The organism is Burkholderia arboris (assembly GCF_038723655.1).
GTDB lineage: Bacteria > Pseudomonadota > Gammaproteobacteria > Burkholderiales > Burkholderiaceae > Burkholderia > Burkholderia arboris.
Map to the genome: position 1 here is coordinate 2,224,181 of NZ_CP109822.1, position 20,461 is coordinate 2,244,641.

Below are 20,461 nucleotides of genomic sequence, written 5' to 3' on the forward strand. Positions count from 1 at the left end.
TTCGGTCAGCTCAACTACGCCGACGTACCTCCTTCGCACGGCGTAGCTGCAGCATTTTCCCTTTGAACCGCAGCACCGCAGCACCGCAGCACCGCAGCACCGCAGCACCGCAGCACCGGCAGGATATTCCAGCATGCCGGCCATGCCGCAAGCCAGGCCGCAACGCATGACGGGCACGTGTCGCGTCTTTCGACGTGATCGGTCATGACGGCAGGCACACCGTTTGCATGCCCTCGCGCTCGTCTGCTGACACCACGCTGTCAGCAGACGGTATCTAAGCTCGATGGACCGAAACCCGAGGAGCACCGCCCGTGGCTCATACCGGAGGACTCGCCGCACTGGCCGAGCGCACCGCCAAACGGCGCGGCCTCACGCTCCTGACCCTCTGCCTCGCCGTGCTCGTCGCACAGGTCGACACGGCCGTCGTGAATCTGGCGACGCGCGCGATCGGCGACTATTTCCACGCCGGCGTCGGCGCGTTGCAATGGGTCGTCGACAGCTACAACCTCACTTACGCGGTGCTGCTGCTGACGGGCGGGCTGCTCGCCGACCTGCACGGCCGGCGCCGCCTCTTCATCGCCGGTACCGCGCTCTTTACCGTCGCGTCGCTGGCGTGCGCGCTCGCCCCGTCGGTATCGGTGCTGATCGCCGCGCGTGCGCTGGCCGGCGTCGGCGCGGCGCTGCTGCTGCCGGCCTCGCTTGCGATCGTGCGCGTCGTGTGGCGCGATCCGGTCGAGCGCGGCCGCGCGCTCGGCATCTGGGCCGCGTGCAACGGCGTGGCGATGGCGATCGGCCCGACGCTCGGCGGGGTGCTGATCCGGCACTTCGGCTGGCGCAGCATCTTTTTCGTGGTCGTGCCGTTGGGCATCGCGGCGATGCTGTTCGCGATTCCGGCCGTGCCCGAGTCGTCCGATCCGCGTGGCCGGCATGTTGACGGTGCGGCGCAAGTCGCGGGGGCGCTCGGGCTCGGCGCGCTTGCGTATGCGGCGATCGTGTTCCGCGATTCTGCGGCCGCGTGTGCGTTCGCGGGCTGCGTTGCAGTTGCGTCGTTCGTCGCCTTCGCGGCGATCGAACGCCGCCGCGGCGAAGCCGCGCTCGTGCCGCTCGACCTCTTCCGGATCAGCGCGTTTCGCGGCGCGATCGCCGCGACCACCGGCATGACGTTCGGCATGTACGGCGTGCTGTTCCTGCTGCCGCTGACGTGGCAGAGCACCGGTCGTCTCGATTCGACCGGCGCGGGCCTTGCACTGCTGCCGATGGCACTCGTGTTCATCGTCGTGTCGCCGTGGTCCGGCCCGCTGTCCGAGCGCCTCGGCACGCGCACGACGACGGCCGGCGGCGTCGCGGTGATCGCGAGCGGGCTCGCCGTGATCGGCGCATCCTCCGGTTCACCGGGCCTGCTCGACGCCGAGATCGGCCTCGCGTTGACAGGGCTCGGGATGGGCATCGCGACCGGCCCGCTGATGACCATCGCGGTCGGCGCGGTCGAGGCCGCGCGCTCGGGCACCGCAAGCGCGCTCGTCAACGTCGCGCGGATGACCGGCGCGACGCTCGGGATCGCGGTGCTCGGCACGCTGTTCGCGGCCGCGCACGGCGGCGCGGCAGGCTTGCGCGCGGCGATGTTCGTCGGAGCGGCCGTACAACTGACGGGCGCGGTGGTGTCGGCGGTCAGCGTGCAGCAGGCAACGTGACAAGCGGCGTTCCTGCTGGGTACGGCGCTACCGCACTATCCGCTCAGTGATGTTTCCCGCCGTGCTTGCGCGCCCGGTGCTCGGCGCGTTTCTGCAGCAGCGCCGGCATCAGCTCCTCGATATATTGCCGCGCCTGTCCGCGCGTGACGATCTCGCTGAAGCGCTGGTGCGCCTTGTCCTGGCCGACCAGCGCCGCATGCGCCTTCCTCAGGATGTGCAGATACGCGATCAGGCTCGTGCCGTCGCGCACGGGCAGCGCATCGCGCGGGTCCGGGGTCGTACTCATGTTCCGATCCTTTGCGGACAATCCGTCCGGCACGTTGTCGTCACGAGCGCCAGCAGGTCGTTGGCGAGCCGGTCGCGGTCAGTCAGCGGCGCACAGCCGAACAGCCGCTCGAGCGTCGCGGCGACCGACGCATGGTCGTACGGCGTGTGGTCGACCTGCCCGGCCGCGACCCACGGCGAAATCACGATCGCCGGCACGCGCACGCCATACACGTCGAAACCGAAGCCGCTCGCGTTCAGCGTCTCGGCCGCGCCGTCGTTCGGCGGCGGCGCGGCGCCCGGCCGGACCGAATCGTAGAAACCGCCGTGCTCGTCGTAGACGATCACGAACAGGCTGCTGTTCCACACCGGCGAATTGCGGATCGCGTTGTACACGCGCGCAGCGAGCTGGTCGCCGCCGGCCAGCCCGTCCATCGGATGCTGCGAACTGCCGTTTTGATAGGTGCCGTGCACGATGTCGCCGTAGCCGGGCTCGATGAACGTGTAGCGCGCCGTGTAGCCGGCCGCGAGATCGGCTTCGAAGTGCGCGAGATCGTCGACGTCGAAGAAGCTGATGCCCTTCAGCGACGCAACCTGCGGCACACGGCCGAGCGGGTCGCCGGTCTGGTCCTGGTAGATGCGCCAGTTGCCGTCGCCGAGCGCGCCGAAGATCGAGCCCTTCGGATAGGGAAAGCCGTCGAATGCGTCCCATCCGCCCATCTCTTCCTTGGTCGGCGAATGGTCGAGCCCGGCCGACGACGCGCCGTGCAGGAAGAAGCGGTTCGGCCAGGTCGGCCCCGGCATCGACGCATGCCACGCATCGCACAGCACGAACGCATTCGCGAGCGCGTACAGCGACGGCGCCTGCGTCGCGACGTTGACGCCCTGCATGATCTTGCCCGCGTCGGCCGGCTGCGGCGGCGTGCCTTCGGAATGCGACGTCGCGTAGTTCGACACGAAACCCGTATTGCCGACCGGCGGATAAGCCTGCCCTTTCACGAACGGCACGCCCGCGCCGCACAGCTGCTCGAGCACGTCGGTGAATTCGTGGCATGGATCGGTCGGCATCCGGTCGGGTGCGCCGCCACCGAACGGATAGACCGCGCCGCCATACGCGTTGCTGTTGCCCGGCGACGCGGCGACGATGTCGGCGATGCCCGACAGCGCGAACAGGTGATCGAAGGAACGGTTCTCGAGCATCAGCACGAACACATGCTGGATGCGGTCCTGAACGGACGGGGATGCGGGGGCTGCGTCTGCACTCATGGCGCCTCCTGGCGTCGCGCGACGAATGTCCGGCTGGCACGGTCGTTGGCCCGCTGAAAGCCACTGAAGGGATTGAAAGCCACACGCGCGGGCCGCGAATTGCCGACGAGTGTACGACCGCGCCGCCCCGCGCGTAAAGCGTCATACGAACCGCGTCACCGCGTGTCGGTTCAGCCCTCGACCGGCGCGGTTTTCAGCGTGACGACATCGCGCCGTGGCGGCGCGCCGAACATCCGCGCGTATTCGCGGCTGAACTGCGACGCGCTTTCGTAGCCGACGCGATACGCGGCCGTTTCCGCGTTCGCCGCGCCGGTCACCATCATGTGCCGCGCTTCGAGCAGGCGCAACTGTTTCTGGTACTGCAGCGGCGTCATCGATGTCAGCGCCTTGAATTGCCGGTGAAATGCCGACGGGCTCATCTGCGCGACGGCGGCGAGCTCCTCGACGCGAATCGCCTCGGCAAACTGGCCGCGCAACGCATGGATCGCCGCGACGACGCGCTGGGCGTGACCGTTGGCGAACACGACGCGCGAGACTTCGCCGCCGTGCGGGCCCGCGAGCAGCCAGTAGCAGATCTCGCGCATCACGAGCGGCGCGACGACCGGAATCGCGGCCGGCGTATCGAGCAGCCGCATCATCCGCAGCACGCAATCGGCGAGCGGCCCGCCGAAATCGGTCACGCACACGCCATGCCCGATCGGGCCGGCCGCCTGCGGCGGCGCATCGAGCCGTTCGAGCACGTCGCGCATCATCGCGAGATCGAATTCGAGCACGATGCCGAGGAACGGTTCGGTCTCGCTGGCCTTCACGATGCGGCTCGTCGCCGGCATCTCGACGCTGACGACGAGCGCGCGGCCGGGCCCGTAGTCGTAACGCCGCCCGCCGAACGTGGTCCACTTCGCGCCTTGCACGACGACGCACAGCGCGGGTCTCATGATCAGCGGCGCGGGCAGCCGCTCGCGGTTGGAACGCAGCAGGATCAGCCCGTCGATCGCCGTCTCGAACCGGCGTTCGTCGCCCTGCTCGCCGGTCAGGCGCGCGACGCGTTCGACCAGTTCCTCCGACATGGTGCAGCCCTCCGTATCCCGATGTGCGGATGGTACACGCGGCACCGCGCGCATCGGGGCGGCCGGGCAGGATCAGGCAAGAATGCAGCCGGTTCCGGCATTCATCGGGGACGACGGCCGCCTTACGCTTGCGGCTGTCCGTCACCGACTTCGACCAGGAGCACAGCATGACTGCAGTACATTCCACCGGTACCGCCCGGAAAATCGCCGTCGTCACCGGCGGCAGCCGCGGGCTCGGCCGCAACACGGTGCTTCACCTCGCGCAACGCGGCGTGCGCACGATCTTCACCTACCGCTCGAATCGCGCGGAAGCCGATCGCGTCGTCGCGCTGGCCGCCGACGCCGGGCAACCGGCGCTCGCGCTGCCGCTCGATACGGGCGATACCGCCACGTTCGGCCGCTTCGCCGAACAGCTCCGCGACGCGCTTTCAGGCTGGGGCGCCGACCGCTTCGACTTCCTCGTCAACAATGCGGGCACGTCGCATCACGCGCCGATCGCCGAGACGACCGAAGCCGATCTCGACGCGCTCTATCGCGTGCACTTCAAGGGGGTGTTCTTCCTCACGCAGACGCTGCTGCCGCTGATCCGCGACGGTGGCCGCATCGTGAACGTGTCGTCGGGCCTCACGCGCGTCGCGGTGCCCGGCAGCGCGGCCTACGGGTCGATGAAGGGCGCGGTCGAGGTGCTGACGCGCTATCTGGCGAAGGAGCTCGGCCCGCGCGGCATCGTGGTGAACGTCGTCGCGCCGGGCGCGGTGGCGACCGATTTCAGCGGCGGGATGGTGCGCGACAATCCGGAGGTCAACCGGCGCGTCGCTGAATGGACCGCGCTCGGCCGTGTGGGCGAGCCTGACGACATCGGGCCGATGATCGCGTCGCTGCTGTCGGACGACAACCGCTGGGTCAATGCGCAGCGCATCGAGGTGTCGGGCGGGATGGCGCTCTGAGCGTTGACTTTCGCTGGGCGGCCCGATACGATCGATGCACTTTCAAGACGCCCTCCCGGTCCGCCGGGAGGGCGTTTCGTTTTGGTTCACCAACCAGAAGGAAACGACTTGAAATGAACCCGATCGACCCCGCCCTCGCCGCCCGCCCGGACGGCCGCCACGAGGGCCTCGGCTACCTGCAGCACGGCACCGGCCCCGAATGCGTGATGGTGCTGCACGACTGGCTCGGCGACCATACGAACTACGCGGCGCTGCTGCCGTATCTCGACGAAACGGCCTTCACGTACGTGTTCGTCGACCTGCGCGGCTACGGCGCATCCCGTCACCTGAGCGGCGCGTATACGATCGACGAAATCTCGGCCGATTGCCTCGCGCTCGCGGATCGCCTCGGCTGGCAGCGCTTTCACGTGATCGGCCATTCGATGACGGGCATGGCGACGCAACGGCTCGCCGCCGATGCGCCGTCGCGCATCAAGAGCGCGATCGCCGTGTGCCCGGTGTCGGCGGCCGGCAACCGCCTGCCCGGCGACGCACGCGCCTTCTTCGCGAGCACGACCGTCGACGACGACGCGTTTCGCCGGCTCGTGCGGTTCGTGACGGGGGGATTGTCGGCGCGCTGGGCCGACCTGAAGCTGCGGCAGAACCGCGAGCGGGTGGCGCCCGGTTGCCGGCTTCCGTATCTCGACATGCTGACCGGTACGGATTTCGTCGATGAAGTGCGCGGGCTCGACACGCGTTTTCTGGCGATCGTCGGCGACAAGGATCCGGGGCTCGACGCGCCGGCGATGCAGGCGACCTTTCTCGCATGGCATCCGAACGCAAAGCTCGTGACGATACCGAATTGCGGGCATTACCCGATGCAGGAATGTCCGCCGTACTTCGCGAAGGTCGTCGAGGATTTCCTGCGGGACGCGGCTGCCTGAGCGTTGCGCACGCGCGGCGGCCGGTAAAGGCGGGACTGGCCGCCGCGGCGCGATGGCGCCGCCGGCGACCGACGAACGGCACGCAGCGTGCCGTTCATCCGGTTCGTCCGGCCGTGTGGCCGGACAGGTTTCGACCGGGGGCGCGATGTGCCGCGCGCCGGCCGTCGCCGCTCAACGACGCGGCTGGCCGCTTCGCGGCGGACGCGGGGAATTCGCGTCCTTGTGACGGAAGTTGATACGGCCCTTCGTGAGGTCGTAGACCGACAGTTCCAGCGTCACGCGGTCGCCCGCGAGAATGCGGATGTGGTTCTTGCGCATGCGGCCCGACGCGTACGCGCCAACCACGACGCCGTTTTCCAGCGTCACACGGTATTTGCTGTCCGGCAGCACTTCGTCGACGATCCCGTCGAGTTCCAGCAGTTCTTCTTTTGCCAAACCAATTCCTCCAGACAAGGTGATAGACCGCGGCCGCGGCGATCTGCCCGGCGCCGCATCCCGCAACGGGACGGCCGCCGGCAGGCTGCCGGGGATCGGTTCGTTCAGACGGGCCAAGGGCCTGTCTTGCGATCGGAGCCCGGCGCGTTGCGGCGTTCGGGCGGTCGGTGGCGGCGGCGGGATGAGCGCCGCGCAAGTCGGGACCGCGCCAGCTACGACATGGCGGCGGTCTGCTCAGGTTGATGCGTTGAAGCGGTGATGCGCTCGCGAAGCAGCGTGCGCTTCGCAAGGGCGTTGCGTCGCATGCGGGTTACGCATGCGATGAGGGAGGCGTCACGACCGATGCATCGAGAATGTCGCGATGCATCGGTCGTGCGCATCGGAACGCGCAGGCCGCCGTCATGCGGCGCCCCGCGCGATACTCCATCCGGCCTCGGCCGCCGACCGGCGACCGCTGCCGATGCGGCTTACTGCGGCGTGATGTTCGACGCTTGCAGACCCTTCGGGCCACGCTTCACTTCGAAGCTGACCTTCTGGCCTTCGGCCAGGGTCTTGAAGCCCGTGCCGCGAATTTCCGAGAAATGGGCGAACAGATCGTCGCCGCCGTTGTCCGGGGAAATGAAACCAAAGCCCTTGGTTTCGTTGAACCACTTGACGGTACCGGTATCCACAAATACTTCCTTAATACAAACGATTGAACATGCGCCCTCGACGGGCACAGAAAGAATCAAAGAGGGAGAGACCAACGACTGCCGCACAGCGTGCGGCGAATGATGAGCAATCGAACTTCTTGACGACTTCGGTCTAGGACACTACGCGGGAGTGGGCGTTTCGTCAAGTCATTTTGGTGCGACGCACAAGCAAAGGTGCCGCCGCGCCTTGTACGGCGGGGGTTGCCGGCCGATGCCCCCCGTTTCGATGCGCCCCTGTTTTTCGGCCGGCCTGCCCGTTTTTACTGCGGCTCGAACACGTGATGCAGCGCCGGCGGCTCGCCGCCTTCCCGAATCCGCATCTCGAACGCCTTGCGCGCGACGCTCGTCGGCCGCACGTCGGCGGCGTCCAGGTAGAACTGCGAATACCAGTCGCGCATCTGGTACAGCGGGCCGTCGCCTTCGCACAACAGCGGGTTGTCGATCCGCGTCTTGCTGTGCCAGATGTCGACGTCCTCGTAGAACGCACGCTGCGCTTCCTTCACGTACGCGTTCGCGATCTCCATGTTCTGCTCGTCGGTCAGCCCGGCCACCTTCTTCACGATCACGCCGTAACGCAGCTCGAAGCTGTTCATGTCGATCGGCACGTGGCAGTTCAGCAGCACCGAGTGGATCGGCTGCCCGTTGCTCTGCCCCGTCATCTGCGTGATGTGCACGGCCGGCCCGAAATAGGTCGACAGCGCGGTCAGGCTGTCGCCGCCGAGCTTCTCGCTGCGGCCGACCATGAGCTGCGTCGCCTTGTGGTCCTCGAACAGGTTCGCGAAATAGTCGATCGGCGCGTGGTGCACGGTCGCGAAGTGAGCAACATCCGAGATGTTGTCGACCAGTTCACGGCAGTTGGCCTGGATCACCATCTTGTCGACGACCCAGTCCGACCATTCGTCGGAGAAGCACACGTCGAGGCGCGGAATCGCGACGTCGGCCGGCGGCGCATTGCCTTCCGGGTCGTTCCACACGAACAGCAGGTTGTTTTCCTCGCAGGTCGGCCACGCGCCGATGCGCGCCTTCGGCGGAATCCGCTTGCAGTACGGGATCGACGCGCACTGCCCTTCGCCGCTCCACGCCCAGCCGTGGAACGGGCACACGAGGTTGTCGCCTTCGACCGTGCCGAGGCTCAGGTCGGCGCCCATGTGCGGGCAGTACGCGTCGACGACGTTGACCTTGCCGGTCGAATCGGCGAACGCGGCAAGCTTGCGGCCGAAGACGTTCAGCGTATGCGGCTTGCCGTCCTTGTAGTCGCGGGCGAGCCCGAGGCAGTGCCAACCGCGCGCATAGCGCTGCGCGAGCGGCTGGGCTTCGATCTTGTAAGGGCGTGCGGACATGTGGGTTGACTCCTTCTTTGGGAGAACGCGCGGCGGCCGGCCGCGCGCGGGGGAAATGGGGCGCCGTTCAGCGCATCGGGTTGCCGGGTTCGAGTGCGGGCGACGGCTTCAGCGGCGCGGGCGTCGCCTGCAACGGCTGCGGCTGCTTCGACACGCGGCGCTCGGCACGCTCGACGCCGAGCCACGCGGCAAGCGCGGGCAGCAGGAACACCGCGCCGAACAGGTTCACGAGGAACATGAACGCGAGCAGCACGCCCATGTCGACCTGGAACTTCAGTGCGGAGAACGCCCACGTGCCGACGCCGATGAACATCGTGACGGCCGTGAACAGCGCCGCGGTACCGCGCTGGCGCATCGCGTCGGCGAAAGCGTCCGGCAGCGTCGCGCCGTGGCGGATGTCGTGCTGCAGGCGCTCGTACAGGTAGATCCCGTAGTCGACGCCGACGCCCACGCCGAGCGTGATCACCGGCAGTGTCGCGACCTTCAGCCCGATGCCGAGCCGCGCCATCACCGCATTGCACAGGATCGACACCAGCGTGAGCGGCACGATGATGCAAAGCACCGCGCGCCACGAGCGGAACGTCACCGCGCAAAGCAGCGCGATCGCCCCGAAAATCGACAGCAGCATCGCGACCTCCGCGTCGCCGACGGCCTCGTTGGTCGCGGCCATCACGCCGACGTTGCCGCCCGCGAGCCGGAACGCGACGTTCGGCGTCGGGTTCTCGGCCGCGAAGCGCTTGATCTCGTCGACGATGTGCGCGATGGTCGTGCCTTCGTGGTTCTTCGTGTAGATCAGTACCTGGATCGCCTTGCAGTTCGCGGTGTTCATCCCGTTGTCGGGGTCGAACGCATTGGAACCCTGCGTGAGCCCGTCGCTGGAACGCGGCAGCGCGGCCCAGCGCGGGTTGCCTTCATTGAACGCGGCGATGAACACCTTGCCCTGCGACGACACGCTCGTCACCGACTGCACGCCGGCCACGCCGCGCATGTTCATCTCGAACTTCTCGATCGCGCTCATCACCGGGTAATGCAGGCACGCGTCGTCGAAGCCGGTCGTCTCGACGATCACCGACAGCACGTCCACGCCGATGTTGTACTGGTGCGTGATTGCCGCGTTGTCGATGTTGTAGCGCGAGTTCGTGCGCAGTTCGGGCGCGCCCGTGCCGATGTCGCCGATTTCCAGCTTGCGCGACTCGAGCGTGCCGTAGGCGAGCAGCGCGAGCGCGACCGCGAACACGCCGAGCGCCGGCGCCGGCCGCGCGAACACCGCGAAGCGCGACCACATCGGGCTGCCGCCGGCCGCCGCCGTGCGCTGCGCGCGCGCCAGCGTGCCGCGTTCGAGGCGCGTGTACGACAGCAGGATCGGCAGGAACACCTTGTTCGTGACGATCATCAGCAGCACGCCGAGGCACGCGGTGATGCCGAGCTCGCGCACGATGTCGATCTTGATCCGCATGATCACCATGAAGCCGAGCGCGTTGGTCAGCAGCGCGACGGTGCCCGGCACGAACAGCTTGCGGAACGCGTCGCGCGCGGCGTCGACCGACGACGCGCCGCGCACCAGCGCCTGCTTCCACGCATTGGTCATCTGCACCGCGTGCGAGACACCGATCGAGAAGATCAGGAACGGCACGAGGATCGACATCGGATCGATGCCGAGCCCGAGCAGCGGCAGCGAACCGAGCAGCCAGACGACCGGCAGCAGCGCGACGACGAGCGCGAGTACCGTGGTCTTCAGCGAGCGCGTATAGGCAAACAGCAGCGCAGCCGTCACGAGGAACGCGAGTGCGAAGAACGCCATCACGCCCGCGATGCCGTTCTCGACGTCGCCGACCAGCTTCGCGAAGCCGATGATGTTCACGTCGATGCCCTGCTTCGCATACTTCGCGCGGATCTCCTCGAGCTGGCGCGCGACCGCGCTGTAGTCGAGCCGCTTGCCGGTCGCCGGATCGGTCTCGCGCAGCTCCGCGCGGATCAGCGCCGACTTCAGGTCGTTGCCGACGAGGCGCCCGATCTGCCCCGAACGCGCGACGTTGCGGCGTACTTTCGCGAGATCGTCCGGGTTCGCGCTCGAGAACTGGCCGGGCACGACCACGTCGCCGCGGAAGCCGGCCTCGGTCACCTCGGTGTAGTGGACGTTCGGCGTGAACAGCGAGAACACGCGCGAGCGGTTGACGCCGGGGATGAAGAACACGTCGTCGGTCGCATGGCGCAGCCCGTCCATGAACGTCTGGTTGTAGATGTCGCCGTCGCCCTTCCAGCGCAGGCTCACGAGGATCGTGTTCGCGCCGGGGAACGCACCCGCATAGCGTTCGAACACCTGCATGTACGGGTGCTGCATCGGGATCATCTTGTTGAAGCCCGGATCGAGCTTCAGGCGCGTCGCGGACAGTCCGAGCGCCAGCGTCACCGCGACGCACAGCAGCATCAGCAGCTTGCGTTGGCGGATGATCGTATTGGCGCAGCGCTCGACGAACGTCGCGAGGCGCGACGCAGGGACGGCTTCAGGGGGGCGTGACTGGTCGTTCATGGAATTCTCGTGTCGGTACGGACTGGCGATGCGAAACGAACGGAAGCGTGCGGAAACCGGCGGCTGCGTCTGTCGCGGCCGCCGCGTCCGCGCGTCAGGACGGCGACGCGGCGAGCGGAGCGACGCCGGATTCGCCGCCGAGCAACAGCGCACCGTGGCCCATGTCGAGCACGGCCGCGAGGCTCTGCACGCCGCCGAGCTTGCGCACGTCGAAGGTCAGCCCGCCGTCGCGCGATGCGACGATCGCGCCGCCCTGGCCGACCAGCACGAGTTCGCCGTCGGCAAGCTGGGTCGCGCCGAAGTACGACACCGGCACGTGGCTGTCGACGTGCGTCCAGGTCGCGCCGTGATCGGTGCTGCGCACGACGTTGCCGCGCATCCCATACGCGACCCAGTCGCCGTTCGCGAGCATCAGCGCGCCGAACAGCGAACCCGCATACGGTGACGCCAGCTTGTCCCACGTGGCGCCGTTGTCGCTCGAGCGCAGCAGCGTGCCGCTTTCGCCCGCGATCAGCAGGTTGCCGTGGCCGTCGCCGACGATCGCGTTCAGGTGGCGATCACCGGCCGGCGTCTTCACGGTCTGCCAGTTGACGCCGGCGTCGTCCGAGCGCAGCAGCTGGCCGAAGCTGCCGGCCGCGAACAGCGGGCCGTCCGCGGTGCCCCATATCGACAGCAGCGGGTCCGAATGTTCGTGGTCCATGTGGACCTCGCGCCAGTGCACGCCCGCGTCGTCGCTGCGGACAATCAGGCCGTCGTGACCGACCGCGATCCCGAGCGTCGGCGTGATGAAGCGCACCTGCGTGAGGGTCGATGCCTGGTCATGCGCGATCGACGCCGGCCGCCAGTGCGCGCCCGCGTCGTCGCTCAGCAGGATCACGCCGCGTTCGCCGACCGCGACGATGCGCGTCGTGCCGGCGCGGGCGAGCCCGTTGATCTGCAGCCGGTCCGCGTGGATCGCGGTGGCCGGGAACGCCGGCAGCGGGCGCGGCGAAAACGCGAACAGCGCGGCGCCGAGCACGAGCGCCGACATCGCGAGTCCGGGCAAGGTTCGTTTCATGCTTGTCTCCTGTGTCTGCGTTCGACGGCGGTTCGCGCCGAAGCGCCAGCCGCCGCCGGCTGCAAGTCTCCGGGCCGCCGGTCGTTGCCGCGGCCTCGAATGGTCCTGACTGGATGGCCGCGTGTGCGGCGCGGCCTGCCCGCGTACCGCTACGCGCCGACTTCGAACAGCGCAGCGGCACCCATCCCGCCGCCGATGCACATCGTCACGACCGCGTGCCGCACGCCGCGCCGCGCGCCTTCGAGCAACGCGTGCATCGTCATGCGCGTGCCCGACATCCCGAACGGGTGGCCGAGCGCGATCGCGCCGCCGTCCACGTTCAACCGGTCGTCGGGAATGCCGAGCATGTCGCGGCAGTACAGCGCCTGGCACGCGAACGCCTCGTTCAGCTCCCATAGCCCGACGTCGGCCACCGTCATCCCGAAGCGCGCCAGCAGCTTCGGAATCGCGAACACCGGGCCGATGCCCATTTCGTCCGGCTCGCAGCCGGCCACCGCAAGGCCGCGGAACGCGCCGAGCGGCGTCAGCCCGCGGCGCACCGCTTCGCTGCGCGACATCACGACCACGGCCGCCGCGCCGTCCGACAGCTGCGACGCATTGCCGGCCGTCACGAACTCGCCCTGCTCGACGACCTTGCCGCCGCTCCACGACGGCTTCAGCCCCGCGAGCCGTTCGGCCGTCGTGTCGGCGCGCACGCCTTCGTCGCGTGCCGCACGCAGATCCTCGTGGCCGGCCGGGTTGCCTTCCTTGTCGAACAGCGCGCGCCGCACGTCGAGCGGTGCGATTTCCGCGTCGAAGCGGCCGGCCGCCTGCGCGTCGGCGGTGCGCTGGTGGCTCTGCAGCGCGAACGCGTCCTGCGCGTCACGCGAGATCCCGTAGCGGCGCGACACGATCTCGGCCGTTTCCATCATCGCGATGTACGCGGCCGGCTGGTGGTCGAGCACGGCCTGCGAACGCGCGCGATAGGCGTTCTTGTGCTTGTTCTGCGTGAGCGAGATCGACTCGACGCCGCCGGCGACGACGATCCGCGCGTCGCCCGCGCCGATGCTGCGCGCGGCACTCGCGATCGACATCAGGCCCGACGAACACATGCGATCGATCGCCATGCCGGGCACCGACGCGGGCAGCCCGGCCGCCGCGGCCGACAGGCGGCCGATGTTGTAGCCCTGGGTGCCCTGCTGCGCGGCGCAGCCGATCAGCACGTCGTCGACGTCGACCGGCGCAACGCCCGCGCGTTCGAGCGCGGTGCGCACGACGTGGCCGCCGAGCGCGGGCGCTTCCGTGTCGTTGAACATGCCGCGAAACGCCTTGCCGATCGGCGTGCGTGCGACGGAAACGATGACTGCGTCTTCCATGTGCTGGCTCTCTGAATCTAGAAGTAGTAACGGCTGATCGTGTCGGCGACGCAGCCGGGCTTCGCTTCGCCGTCGATCTGGACGGTCACGCGAACCCACGCCTGCACGCCGCCTTCGAGCGGCTCGACCCGCAGCAGCTCGCCGACGCCGCGCACGCGCGCACCGACCTTCACCGGCGCCGGGAAACGGATCTTGTCGCAGCCGTAGTTGACGCCGAGCCGCGCGCCGTCGATGCGCACGATCTGCGGCAGGAAGTAATTGACGAGCGAGAGCGTCAGGTAGCCGTGCGCAATGCACGCGCCGAACGGGCCATCCTTCGCGCGCGCCGGGTCGACATGCACCCACTGGTGATCGCCCGTCGCATCGGCGAAACCGTCGATGCGGCGCTGGTCGATCGCGAGCCACGCGCTCGCGCCGAGCGTGTCGCCGACCGCGGCCGCGAGTTCGCCGGGGTGCGCGAACACGCGCGGCGTCGCGAGCACGGGTTCGAGGGACGTGTCCATCATGCGTGCTGGCTGCTGACCGACAGCACTTCGCCCGTCATGTACGACGCGTAATCGCTTGCAAGAAACACCATCACGTTCGCGACCTCCCAGACTTCGGCGGCGCGCCCGAAGGCTTCGCGCGACGCCAGTTGATTCAGCAGATCGGCCGGAGCCGACTTCTTCAGAAAATCGTGCATCGCGATGCTCGGCGCGACCGCGTTGATGCGCACGCCGTACGGCGACGCCTCGAGCGCCGCGCAGCGCGTGAGCGCCATTACGCCCGCTTTCGCGGCCGCGTAGTGCGCCTGTTCCGCCTGCGCGCGCCAGCCGAGCACCGATGCGTTGTTGACGATCGCGCCGCGGCCTCGGGCCTGCATGTGCGGCAGCATCGCGCGCGTCATCCGGAACGTCCCGGTAAGGCTAATGTCGATCACGCGCGACCATTCGGCATCGTCCATATCGACGATGCGGGTCGACCCGCCAAGTCCGGCGTTGTTGATCAGCACGTCGACGCCGTCGAGCTTGTCCTGCGCGTCGGCGACGAGCGCCTGCACGTCGGCCTCGACCGCGACGTTGCACAGACGGCCGTGGATCTGTTGCAGCCCCGTTTCCACGCGCAGCGTTTCGACAGCCTGCTCGAGGCGCTTTTCGTGGATGTCGGAGATGAACAGCGCGCGGCAGCCTTCCTCCGCGCAGCGGCGTGCGGCCGCGAAGCCGATGCCGGCACCGGCGGCGGCCGTGATCAGCACCGATTTGCCGGCGAGCAGCTGGTGGCCCGGCACGTAGGCCGGTGCTTTCTGGATCTGGGGTTCGTTCATACTGTGCCTCGTGGTTCTCTGGGCATGCCGAGCCCGCGCTCGGCCATGATGTTTAGCTGGATTTCGTTGGTGCCTGCGTAGATCGTGTCCGCGCGGGAGAACAGGAACACGCGCTGCAGATGGGTGAGCTTTTCGTCGGCCGGATCGATCACGTTCGCGCGCGGGCCGAGTGCGTCCATCGCCAGTTGGCCGAGGTCGCGGTGCCAGTTCGACCAGAAGTACTTGTAGATCAGCGCCTCGCGGCGCAGCGGCGCGCTCGCGTCGGCGTCGTCCGCGCCGGACAGCATCCGCAGCGCGTTGTAGCGCATCACGCGCAACCCGGCCCATGCGCGGCCGATCCGCTGGCGCAGCACGGGGTCGCGATCCGCGCCCGATTCGCGCGCGGCGTCGATCACCCATTCGAGTTCGCGGACGAACTGCATCTGCTGGCCGAGCGTCGACATTCCGCGCTCGAAGCCGAGCAGCGTCATCGCGATCCGCCAGCCGTCGCCCGGCGCACCAACCAGGTCGCGCGCTTCCGCACGTGCGCCGTCGAAGAACACTTCGTTGAATTCCGCACCGCCGTTGAGCTGCTTGATCGGGCGGATCTCGACACCCGGCTGGTCGAGCGGCATCAGCAGGAACGACAGCCCCTTGTTGCCCTTCGACTCGGGATCGGTGCGTGCCAGCACGAAAATCCAGTCGGAATCGTGTGCAAGCGACGTCCACACCTTCTGGCCGACTACGCGCCAGGTGCCGTCCGCTTCCTGTTCGGCACGCGTACGCACGTTGGCCAGGTCGGAGCCCGCGCCCGGCTCCGAATAGCCCTGGCACCAGAACTGCGTGCCGGCCAGGATGCCGGGCAGGAAGCGCGCGCACTGGTCGTCGGTGCCGCACGCGACGAGCGTCGGCCCAAGCAGCCCTTCGCCGATATGGCCCATCCGCCCGGGGCCGCCCGCGCGGGCGTATTCCTCGTGGAAGATCACCTGCTCGGCGACCGAGAAGCCACGCCCGCCGGCGCTCACCGGCCAGCCGAGCCCGGTCCAGCCGCCCTTCGCCAGGGCCTGCTCCCACGCCTTGCGCAGTTCCGGCCATGCCTCCTCGTCGCCGGGGCCGCCGCGGTATTTCAGGCACGCGAATTCGCCGGTCAGGTGCGACTGCACCCAGTCGGCCACTTCGTGCCGTAATTGCTGTTCGCGCGTTTCGCTGTTCATTGGAGTGCTCCTGCGCGCGCGGCCGACGGACGGGACGCTGCCGCAACCGACGGCGCGAGCGTGTCGTCGTGCTGCGAGGCACCGTCGTCGATCGCATGACAGGCGATCCATTCGAGCAGTTGCGGCGTGCCGCCGAACTGCGCGCCCGACGCCTGTGCACGCTTGAAATAGAGATGCGGGTCGTATTCCCACGTGAAGCCGACGCCGCCGTGCAGCTGGATCGCTTCCTGCGCGCAAAACGCATACGCGTCGTTCGCGGCGGCTTTCGCAGCCGCGATGTCGGCGCGCAGCGCGACGCCCGGTGTTGCGCCCGCTTCGGCGTCCCACGCATGCGCGGCGCCGAGCACGGCCGAGCGCGCCGATTCGATCAGCACCATCATCTGCGCGCAGCGGTGCTTGACGGCCTGGAACGATGCGATCGCACGGCCGAACTGCACACGCTGGCTCGTGTAGTCGAGCGTCAGGTCGAGGCATTGCTGCGCGCCGCCGAGTTGTTCGGCGGCCAGCGCGAGCGCCGCGAACCATGCGGCGCGTTCGAGCACCCGTGCAGCAGCGGCGCCGCTGGCGAACAACGCGTCGCGGGGCAAGCGCGTGTCGTCGAGCGCCACGCGAGCGATCGGCCGCGTCGCGTCGAGCGTGTCGAGCGGCGTGACGGTCAGGCCCGACGCCGATGCCACGTCGATCGCGAACACTCCGATCGCCTGCCCTTCGTTTGCGATTCGCGCGGGAATCAGCAGCAGGTCGGCGCGCGCACCGTCGATCACCTGTTCGATCGTGCCGGACAGCGCATAGCCGCCCGCCGCTTCTTCCGCAACGACCGGCAGTCGCCCTACACCGGCCGGCAAGTCGAACGGCAACGCGAGCGTCGCGCTGCACGTGCCGCCGGCGATGTTCGCGAGCCAGCCGTTCGCCAGCGGCGTGTCGCAGCCGGCCAGCGCGGTCGCCGCGAGGCACGCGGTCGGGAAATACGGCACGCACGCGACGCGCCGGCCGAGCTGTTCCATCAGCACCGTCTGCTCGACCGCCCCAAGCCCAAGCCCGCCGGCCGCTTCCGGCAGCGCGAGCGCGTTCCAGCCCAGTTCGCCCGCGAGCGTGGCCCACAGCGCGTCGTCGCGGCCGGCCGACTGCTCGAGCGCGCGGCGCACGTCGGCCGACGCGCTGCGTTCGGCGAGCACGTCGGCGGCCGCGTCGCGGATCATCGCCTGTTCGTCGGTGAGCGCCAGATCCATCTGTCAGCTCCCGTACACGCGCTGCGCGGGCCGTGCATCGGCGAGCAGCTGCGCGACCGCCGGGCCGACCTCGGCCGCCGCCCAGCGCGCGCCGCGATCGACGCTCGGTCCCGTGCGCCAGCCTTCCGCGACCGCGATCATCCCGCCCGCGACCTCGAACACCTGGCCCGTCACGTCGGCCGACAGCGTGCTGCCGAGCCACACGACCAGCGGCGCGACGTTGGCCGGATCGAAATAGTCGAAGCCGCCGTCCTCGGGCTTCTTCATCATGTCGGCGAACACGCCTTCGGTCATCGACGTGCGCGCGGCCGGTGCGAGCGCATTCACGCGCACGCCGTAGCGCTGCAGCTCGGCCGCCTGCATCAGCGTGAGCGCGGCGATGCCGGCCTTCGCCGCGCCGTAGTTCGACTGGCCGATCGAGCCTTGCAGGCCGGCGCCCGAACTCGTGTTGACGATCCGCGCATCGACCGTGCGGCCCGCTTTCGCCGCATCGCGCCACACGCGCGCCAGCACGCTCGACAGGCAGAAGTGGCCGCGCAGGTGCACGCGCATCACGTCGTCCCAGTCGGTTTCGGTCATGCTCGTGAACATCTTGTCGCGGCAGATGCCCGCGTTGTTGACGAGCACGTGCACGTCGCCGAACGCTTCGCGCGCCGCGTCGACGATCCGCTGCGCGGTGTCGGTCTGCGTGATGTCGTCCGAATTCGCGAGCGCGCGGCCGCCACGCCTGGCGATTTCGTCGCACACGGCCTGCGCGGCGTCGTGCCGGATGTCGTTGACGACGACCGCCGCGCCTTCGGCCGCGAATGCCAGCGCGTATTCGCGCCCGAGCCCGCCGCCCGCGCCGGTGATGATGACGGTGCGTCCGTTACAGATTCCCATGCTTGTGCCTCGTGGATCGTGAAAGTGACGCGCTCACAGGCGCTCGATGATCGTGACGTTCGCGAGGCCGCCGCCTTCGCACATCGTCTGCAGCCCGTAGCGGCCGCCGGTGCGTTCCAGCTCGTGCAGCAGCGTCGTCATCAAGCGCGCGCCGGTCGCGCCGAGCGGATGGCCGAGCGCGATCGCGCCGCCGTTCGGGTTGGTCTTTTCAGGCGGGAAGCGCGTGTCGGCGAGCCACGCCTGCGCGACCGACGCGAACGCCTCGTTCAACTCGACGACGTCGATCTGCGCCAGGTCGAGCCCGCTCTTCTTCAACGCGGCCCTGGTTGCCGGAATCGGCGCGGTGAGCATCCACAGCGGATCGTCGCCGAGCACGCTCAGGTGATGGATGCGCGCACGCGGCGTGAGGCCGTAGCGCTTCAGTGCATCTTCCGACACGATCAGCAGCGCGGCCGCCGCGTCGCAGGTCTGGCTCGCGACGGCCGCCGTCAGCGAGCCGCCCGGCGTCAGCGGTTCCAGCGTCGCCATCTTCTCCAGCGACGTATCGGGGCGCGGCGTCTCGTCGTGCATCACCCCTTCGAGCGGCACGATTTCCCGCTTGAAATGGCCGGCCTCGATCGCCGCGACCGCGCGGCGGTGGCTCTCCAGCGCATAGCGCTCCATCGCGTCGCGCGACAGGTTCCAGTGCTCGGCGATCCGCTGCGCGGCGACGAACTGCGACACCGGCGCATCGCCGAAACGTGCGCGCCAGCCGGTGCTGCCCGAGAACGGATCGGTGAAGCCGAGCGGTGCCGCGCAGGTCATCGCGGACGAGATCGGGATCTGCGTCATCGTCTGCACGCCGCCCGCGACGACCACGTCCTGCACGCCGCTCATCACGGCCTGCGCGGCGAAGTGCACGGCCTGCTGCGACGACCCGCACTGGCGGTCGACCGTCACGCCCGGCACCTGCAGCGGCAGCCCGGCTGCGAGCCAGCAGGTGCGCGCGATGTTGCCCGCGAGCGGGCCGATCGTGTCGACGCAGCCGAATACCACGTCGTCGTATTCGTCGGCCGGGATCGCGTTGCGCTCGACGAGCGTCTTCAGCACGAAGCCGCCGAGGTCCGCCGCATGCACGTGCGCGAGCCCGCCCTTGCGGCGGCCGGTCGGCGTGCGCAGCGCGTCGACGATATAGGCTTGTTTCATTGGTTGGATTCCTCGAGGTCGAAGGTCTGCGCGGGGCCGATCGGCAACGCGTCGCCGAGGATCGCGTCGGCCACGCGGGCCTTGTGGAACGCGCTGTCGCCCCAGCTTCCGGAGAGCGCCCAGATGCGCTTCATGAAGATCTGCAGGTCGAGTTCCCACGTGTAGCCGATCGCGCCATGTACCTGCATCGAGTGGCGCGCGGCCAGTTGCGCGGCCGACGTCGCCGCAAGCTTCGCGTGCGACACGAACACCGCGCGCTGCGGGTGATCGTCGGCGATCGCCTGCGCGGCGCGCGCGACCACCGGCCGCGCGAACTCGTAGCGGATCGCGACATCGGCAAGCAAGTGCTTGAGCGCCTGATACGAGCCGATCGCCTTGCCGAACTGCTTGCGCTGCGCGCTGTAGTCGATCGCAACGTCGAGCACGCGCTGCGTGAGGCCGAGCAACTGCGCGGCGACCGCGAACGCGCCGTGATCGAGCGCGCGGTTCAGCAGCGGTGCGGCATCGTCGGCCGTCGCGATTCGGGTCGCCGCCGACGGTTCCCAGTCGAGCGTGAACAGGCGCCGCGACGGGTCGACGCTGTCGACCGCCCGCCATGCGCACTGCGCGGGGTCGACGCGGTGCAGTTCGCCGCGGTGTTCGCACAGCAGCGTGTTCGCAACGTGCACGTCGGCCGCGTACGGGTTCACCGGATGTACGAGCGCGACGCGCGCGCGCCCTTCGGCGATGTCGCGCAGCAGCGCGTCGCGCCAGTCGCTCGCGGGCAGCCGCGCCAGTACGCCGGCCGACACGAGCGCCGTGTCGAGCAGCGGCTCGGGGCTGCCGAAATATCCGTAGGCCTGCGCGAGCAGCGCCCATTCCACTTCCGTCAGGCCGAGGCCGCCCTGCACCTCGGGCACCGACACGGCGGTCAGCCCCTGCGACGCGAACAGCGCCCACAGGTCATCCGAGCGCCCGGTCGGCGTCGCCCAGAGCTCGCGGATCAGCTCGGGCGTCATCTCGGTCATCAGCAGGCGCTTCACGCTGTCCGCGAGCGCTTCCTGGTCTTCATCGAATACGAAATCCATGGGATGTCCGTTCAGTGAGGGGGGCGCCGGCGCCG

Annotated in this window: 19 protein-coding genes; 3 read left to right on the plus strand and 16 right to left on the minus strand. The window is 68.9% G+C overall.

Features of this window, described 5'->3' with window-relative positions; genetic code table 11:
* Positions 1-311: 311 nt before the first annotated feature.
* On the plus strand, positions 312-1,691 hold the full coding sequence (locus OHZ10_RS27280) for an MFS transporter (RefSeq protein ID WP_342704930.1): 1,380 nt from the start codon (positions 312-314) through the stop codon (positions 1,689-1,691).
* 43 nt (positions 1,692-1,734) lie between these two features.
* Here OHZ10_RS27280 and OHZ10_RS27285 read toward each other — a convergent pair whose 3' ends face one another.
* The 3 genes from OHZ10_RS27285 to OHZ10_RS27295 all read right to left on the minus strand — a co-directional run bounded on the left by OHZ10_RS27285 (position 1,735) and on the right by OHZ10_RS27295 (position 4,288).
* Positions 1,735-1,977, minus strand: coding sequence for a hypothetical protein (locus tag OHZ10_RS27285; protein ID WP_059240443.1), 243 nt, complete (start codon positions 1,975-1,977; stop codon positions 1,735-1,737).
* The gene (locus OHZ10_RS27290; protein WP_174991157.1) at positions 1,974-3,221 is read right to left on the minus strand and encodes an alkaline phosphatase family protein; all 1,248 of its coding nucleotides are present in this window, start codon (positions 3,219-3,221) and stop codon (positions 1,974-1,976) included. The genes OHZ10_RS27285 and OHZ10_RS27290 overlap by 4 nt, the downstream gene beginning before the upstream one ends.
* 170 nt (positions 3,222-3,391) lie before the next feature.
* Complete coding sequence (locus OHZ10_RS27295; protein WP_342704931.1) at positions 3,392-4,288, minus strand: AraC family transcriptional regulator; 897 nt, start codon at positions 4,286-4,288, stop codon at positions 3,392-3,394.
* A gap of 167 nt (positions 4,289-4,455) precedes the next feature.
* Between OHZ10_RS27295 and OHZ10_RS27300 the strand changes: the two genes are divergently transcribed.
* Together OHZ10_RS27300 and OHZ10_RS27305 are read left to right on the plus strand one after the other, a co-directional pair.
* A complete protein-coding gene (locus OHZ10_RS27300) occupies positions 4,456-5,235 on the plus strand; it encodes an SDR family NAD(P)-dependent oxidoreductase (protein WP_059240983.1) in 780 nt (259 codons plus the stop codon).
* Positions 5,236-5,348: 113 nt separating this feature from the next.
* Complete coding sequence (locus OHZ10_RS27305; protein WP_059240440.1) at positions 5,349-6,158, plus strand: alpha/beta fold hydrolase; 810 nt, start codon at positions 5,349-5,351, stop codon at positions 6,156-6,158.
* 171 nt (positions 6,159-6,329) lie between these two features.
* Here the strand turns inward: OHZ10_RS27305 and infA are convergent, their stop codons facing one another.
* The 13 genes from infA to OHZ10_RS27370 all read right to left on the minus strand — a co-directional run bounded on the left by infA (position 6,330) and on the right by OHZ10_RS27370 (position 20,426).
* Positions 6,330-6,593 (minus strand): translation initiation factor IF-1, encoded by a 264-nt coding sequence (infA, locus tag OHZ10_RS27310; RefSeq protein WP_006483034.1) that lies wholly within the window; start codon positions 6,591-6,593, stop codon positions 6,330-6,332.
* A 467-nt stretch (positions 6,594-7,060) separates the two neighbouring features.
* A complete protein-coding gene (locus tag OHZ10_RS27315) occupies positions 7,061-7,264 on the minus strand; it encodes a cold-shock protein (RefSeq protein WP_006483056.1) in 204 nt (67 codons plus the stop codon).
* Between the two features lie 281 nt (positions 7,265-7,545).
* Positions 7,546-8,625 (minus strand): Rieske 2Fe-2S domain-containing protein, encoded by a 1,080-nt coding sequence (locus tag OHZ10_RS27320; protein WP_059240439.1) that lies wholly within the window; start codon positions 8,623-8,625, stop codon positions 7,546-7,548.
* 67 nt (positions 8,626-8,692) lie between these two features.
* Positions 8,693-11,155: an efflux RND transporter permease subunit gene (locus OHZ10_RS27325; RefSeq protein WP_342704942.1), complete on the minus strand. Its 2,463-nt coding sequence runs from the start codon at positions 11,153-11,155 to the stop codon at positions 8,693-8,695.
* Between the two features lie 94 nt (positions 11,156-11,249).
* Entirely contained in the window at positions 11,250-12,212 is a 963-nt protein-coding gene (locus tag OHZ10_RS27330; protein ID WP_174991163.1) for a WD40/YVTN/BNR-like repeat-containing protein, read from the minus strand.
* Between the two features lie 149 nt (positions 12,213-12,361).
* Positions 12,362-13,567, minus strand: a complete 1,206-nt coding sequence (locus OHZ10_RS27335) for an acetyl-CoA C-acyltransferase (RefSeq protein WP_059240436.1) — start codon at positions 13,565-13,567, stop codon at positions 12,362-12,364.
* Positions 13,568-13,584: 17 nt separating this feature from the next.
* On the minus strand, positions 13,585-14,070 hold the full coding sequence (locus OHZ10_RS27340; RefSeq protein ID WP_342705994.1) for a MaoC family dehydratase: 486 nt from the start codon (positions 14,068-14,070) through the stop codon (positions 13,585-13,587).
* Positions 14,070-14,870, minus strand: a complete 801-nt coding sequence (locus OHZ10_RS27345; RefSeq protein WP_342704944.1) for an SDR family oxidoreductase — start codon at positions 14,868-14,870, stop codon at positions 14,070-14,072. The genes OHZ10_RS27340 and OHZ10_RS27345 overlap by 1 nt, the downstream gene beginning before the upstream one ends.
* Positions 14,867-16,063 (minus strand): acyl-CoA dehydrogenase family protein, encoded by a 1,197-nt coding sequence (locus tag OHZ10_RS27350; protein WP_342704945.1) that lies wholly within the window; start codon positions 16,061-16,063, stop codon positions 14,867-14,869. The genes OHZ10_RS27345 and OHZ10_RS27350 overlap by 4 nt, the downstream gene beginning before the upstream one ends.
* Complete coding sequence (locus OHZ10_RS27355) at positions 16,060-17,292, minus strand: acyl-CoA dehydrogenase family protein (protein WP_342704948.1); 1,233 nt, start codon at positions 17,290-17,292, stop codon at positions 16,060-16,062. The genes OHZ10_RS27350 and OHZ10_RS27355 overlap by 4 nt, the downstream gene beginning before the upstream one ends.
* Before the next feature lie 3 nt (positions 17,293-17,295).
* A complete protein-coding gene (locus OHZ10_RS27360) occupies positions 17,296-18,174 on the minus strand; it encodes an SDR family oxidoreductase (RefSeq protein WP_174991168.1) in 879 nt (292 codons plus the stop codon).
* Positions 18,175-18,207: 33 nt separating this feature from the next.
* The gene (locus OHZ10_RS27365) at positions 18,208-19,359 is read right to left on the minus strand and encodes an acetyl-CoA C-acetyltransferase (protein ID WP_340624894.1); all 1,152 of its coding nucleotides are present in this window, start codon (positions 19,357-19,359) and stop codon (positions 18,208-18,210) included.
* Complete coding sequence (locus tag OHZ10_RS27370; RefSeq protein WP_342704952.1) at positions 19,356-20,426, minus strand: acyl-CoA dehydrogenase; 1,071 nt, start codon at positions 20,424-20,426, stop codon at positions 19,356-19,358. The genes OHZ10_RS27365 and OHZ10_RS27370 overlap by 4 nt, the downstream gene beginning before the upstream one ends.
* Between the last annotated feature and the right edge of the window lie 35 nt (positions 20,427-20,461).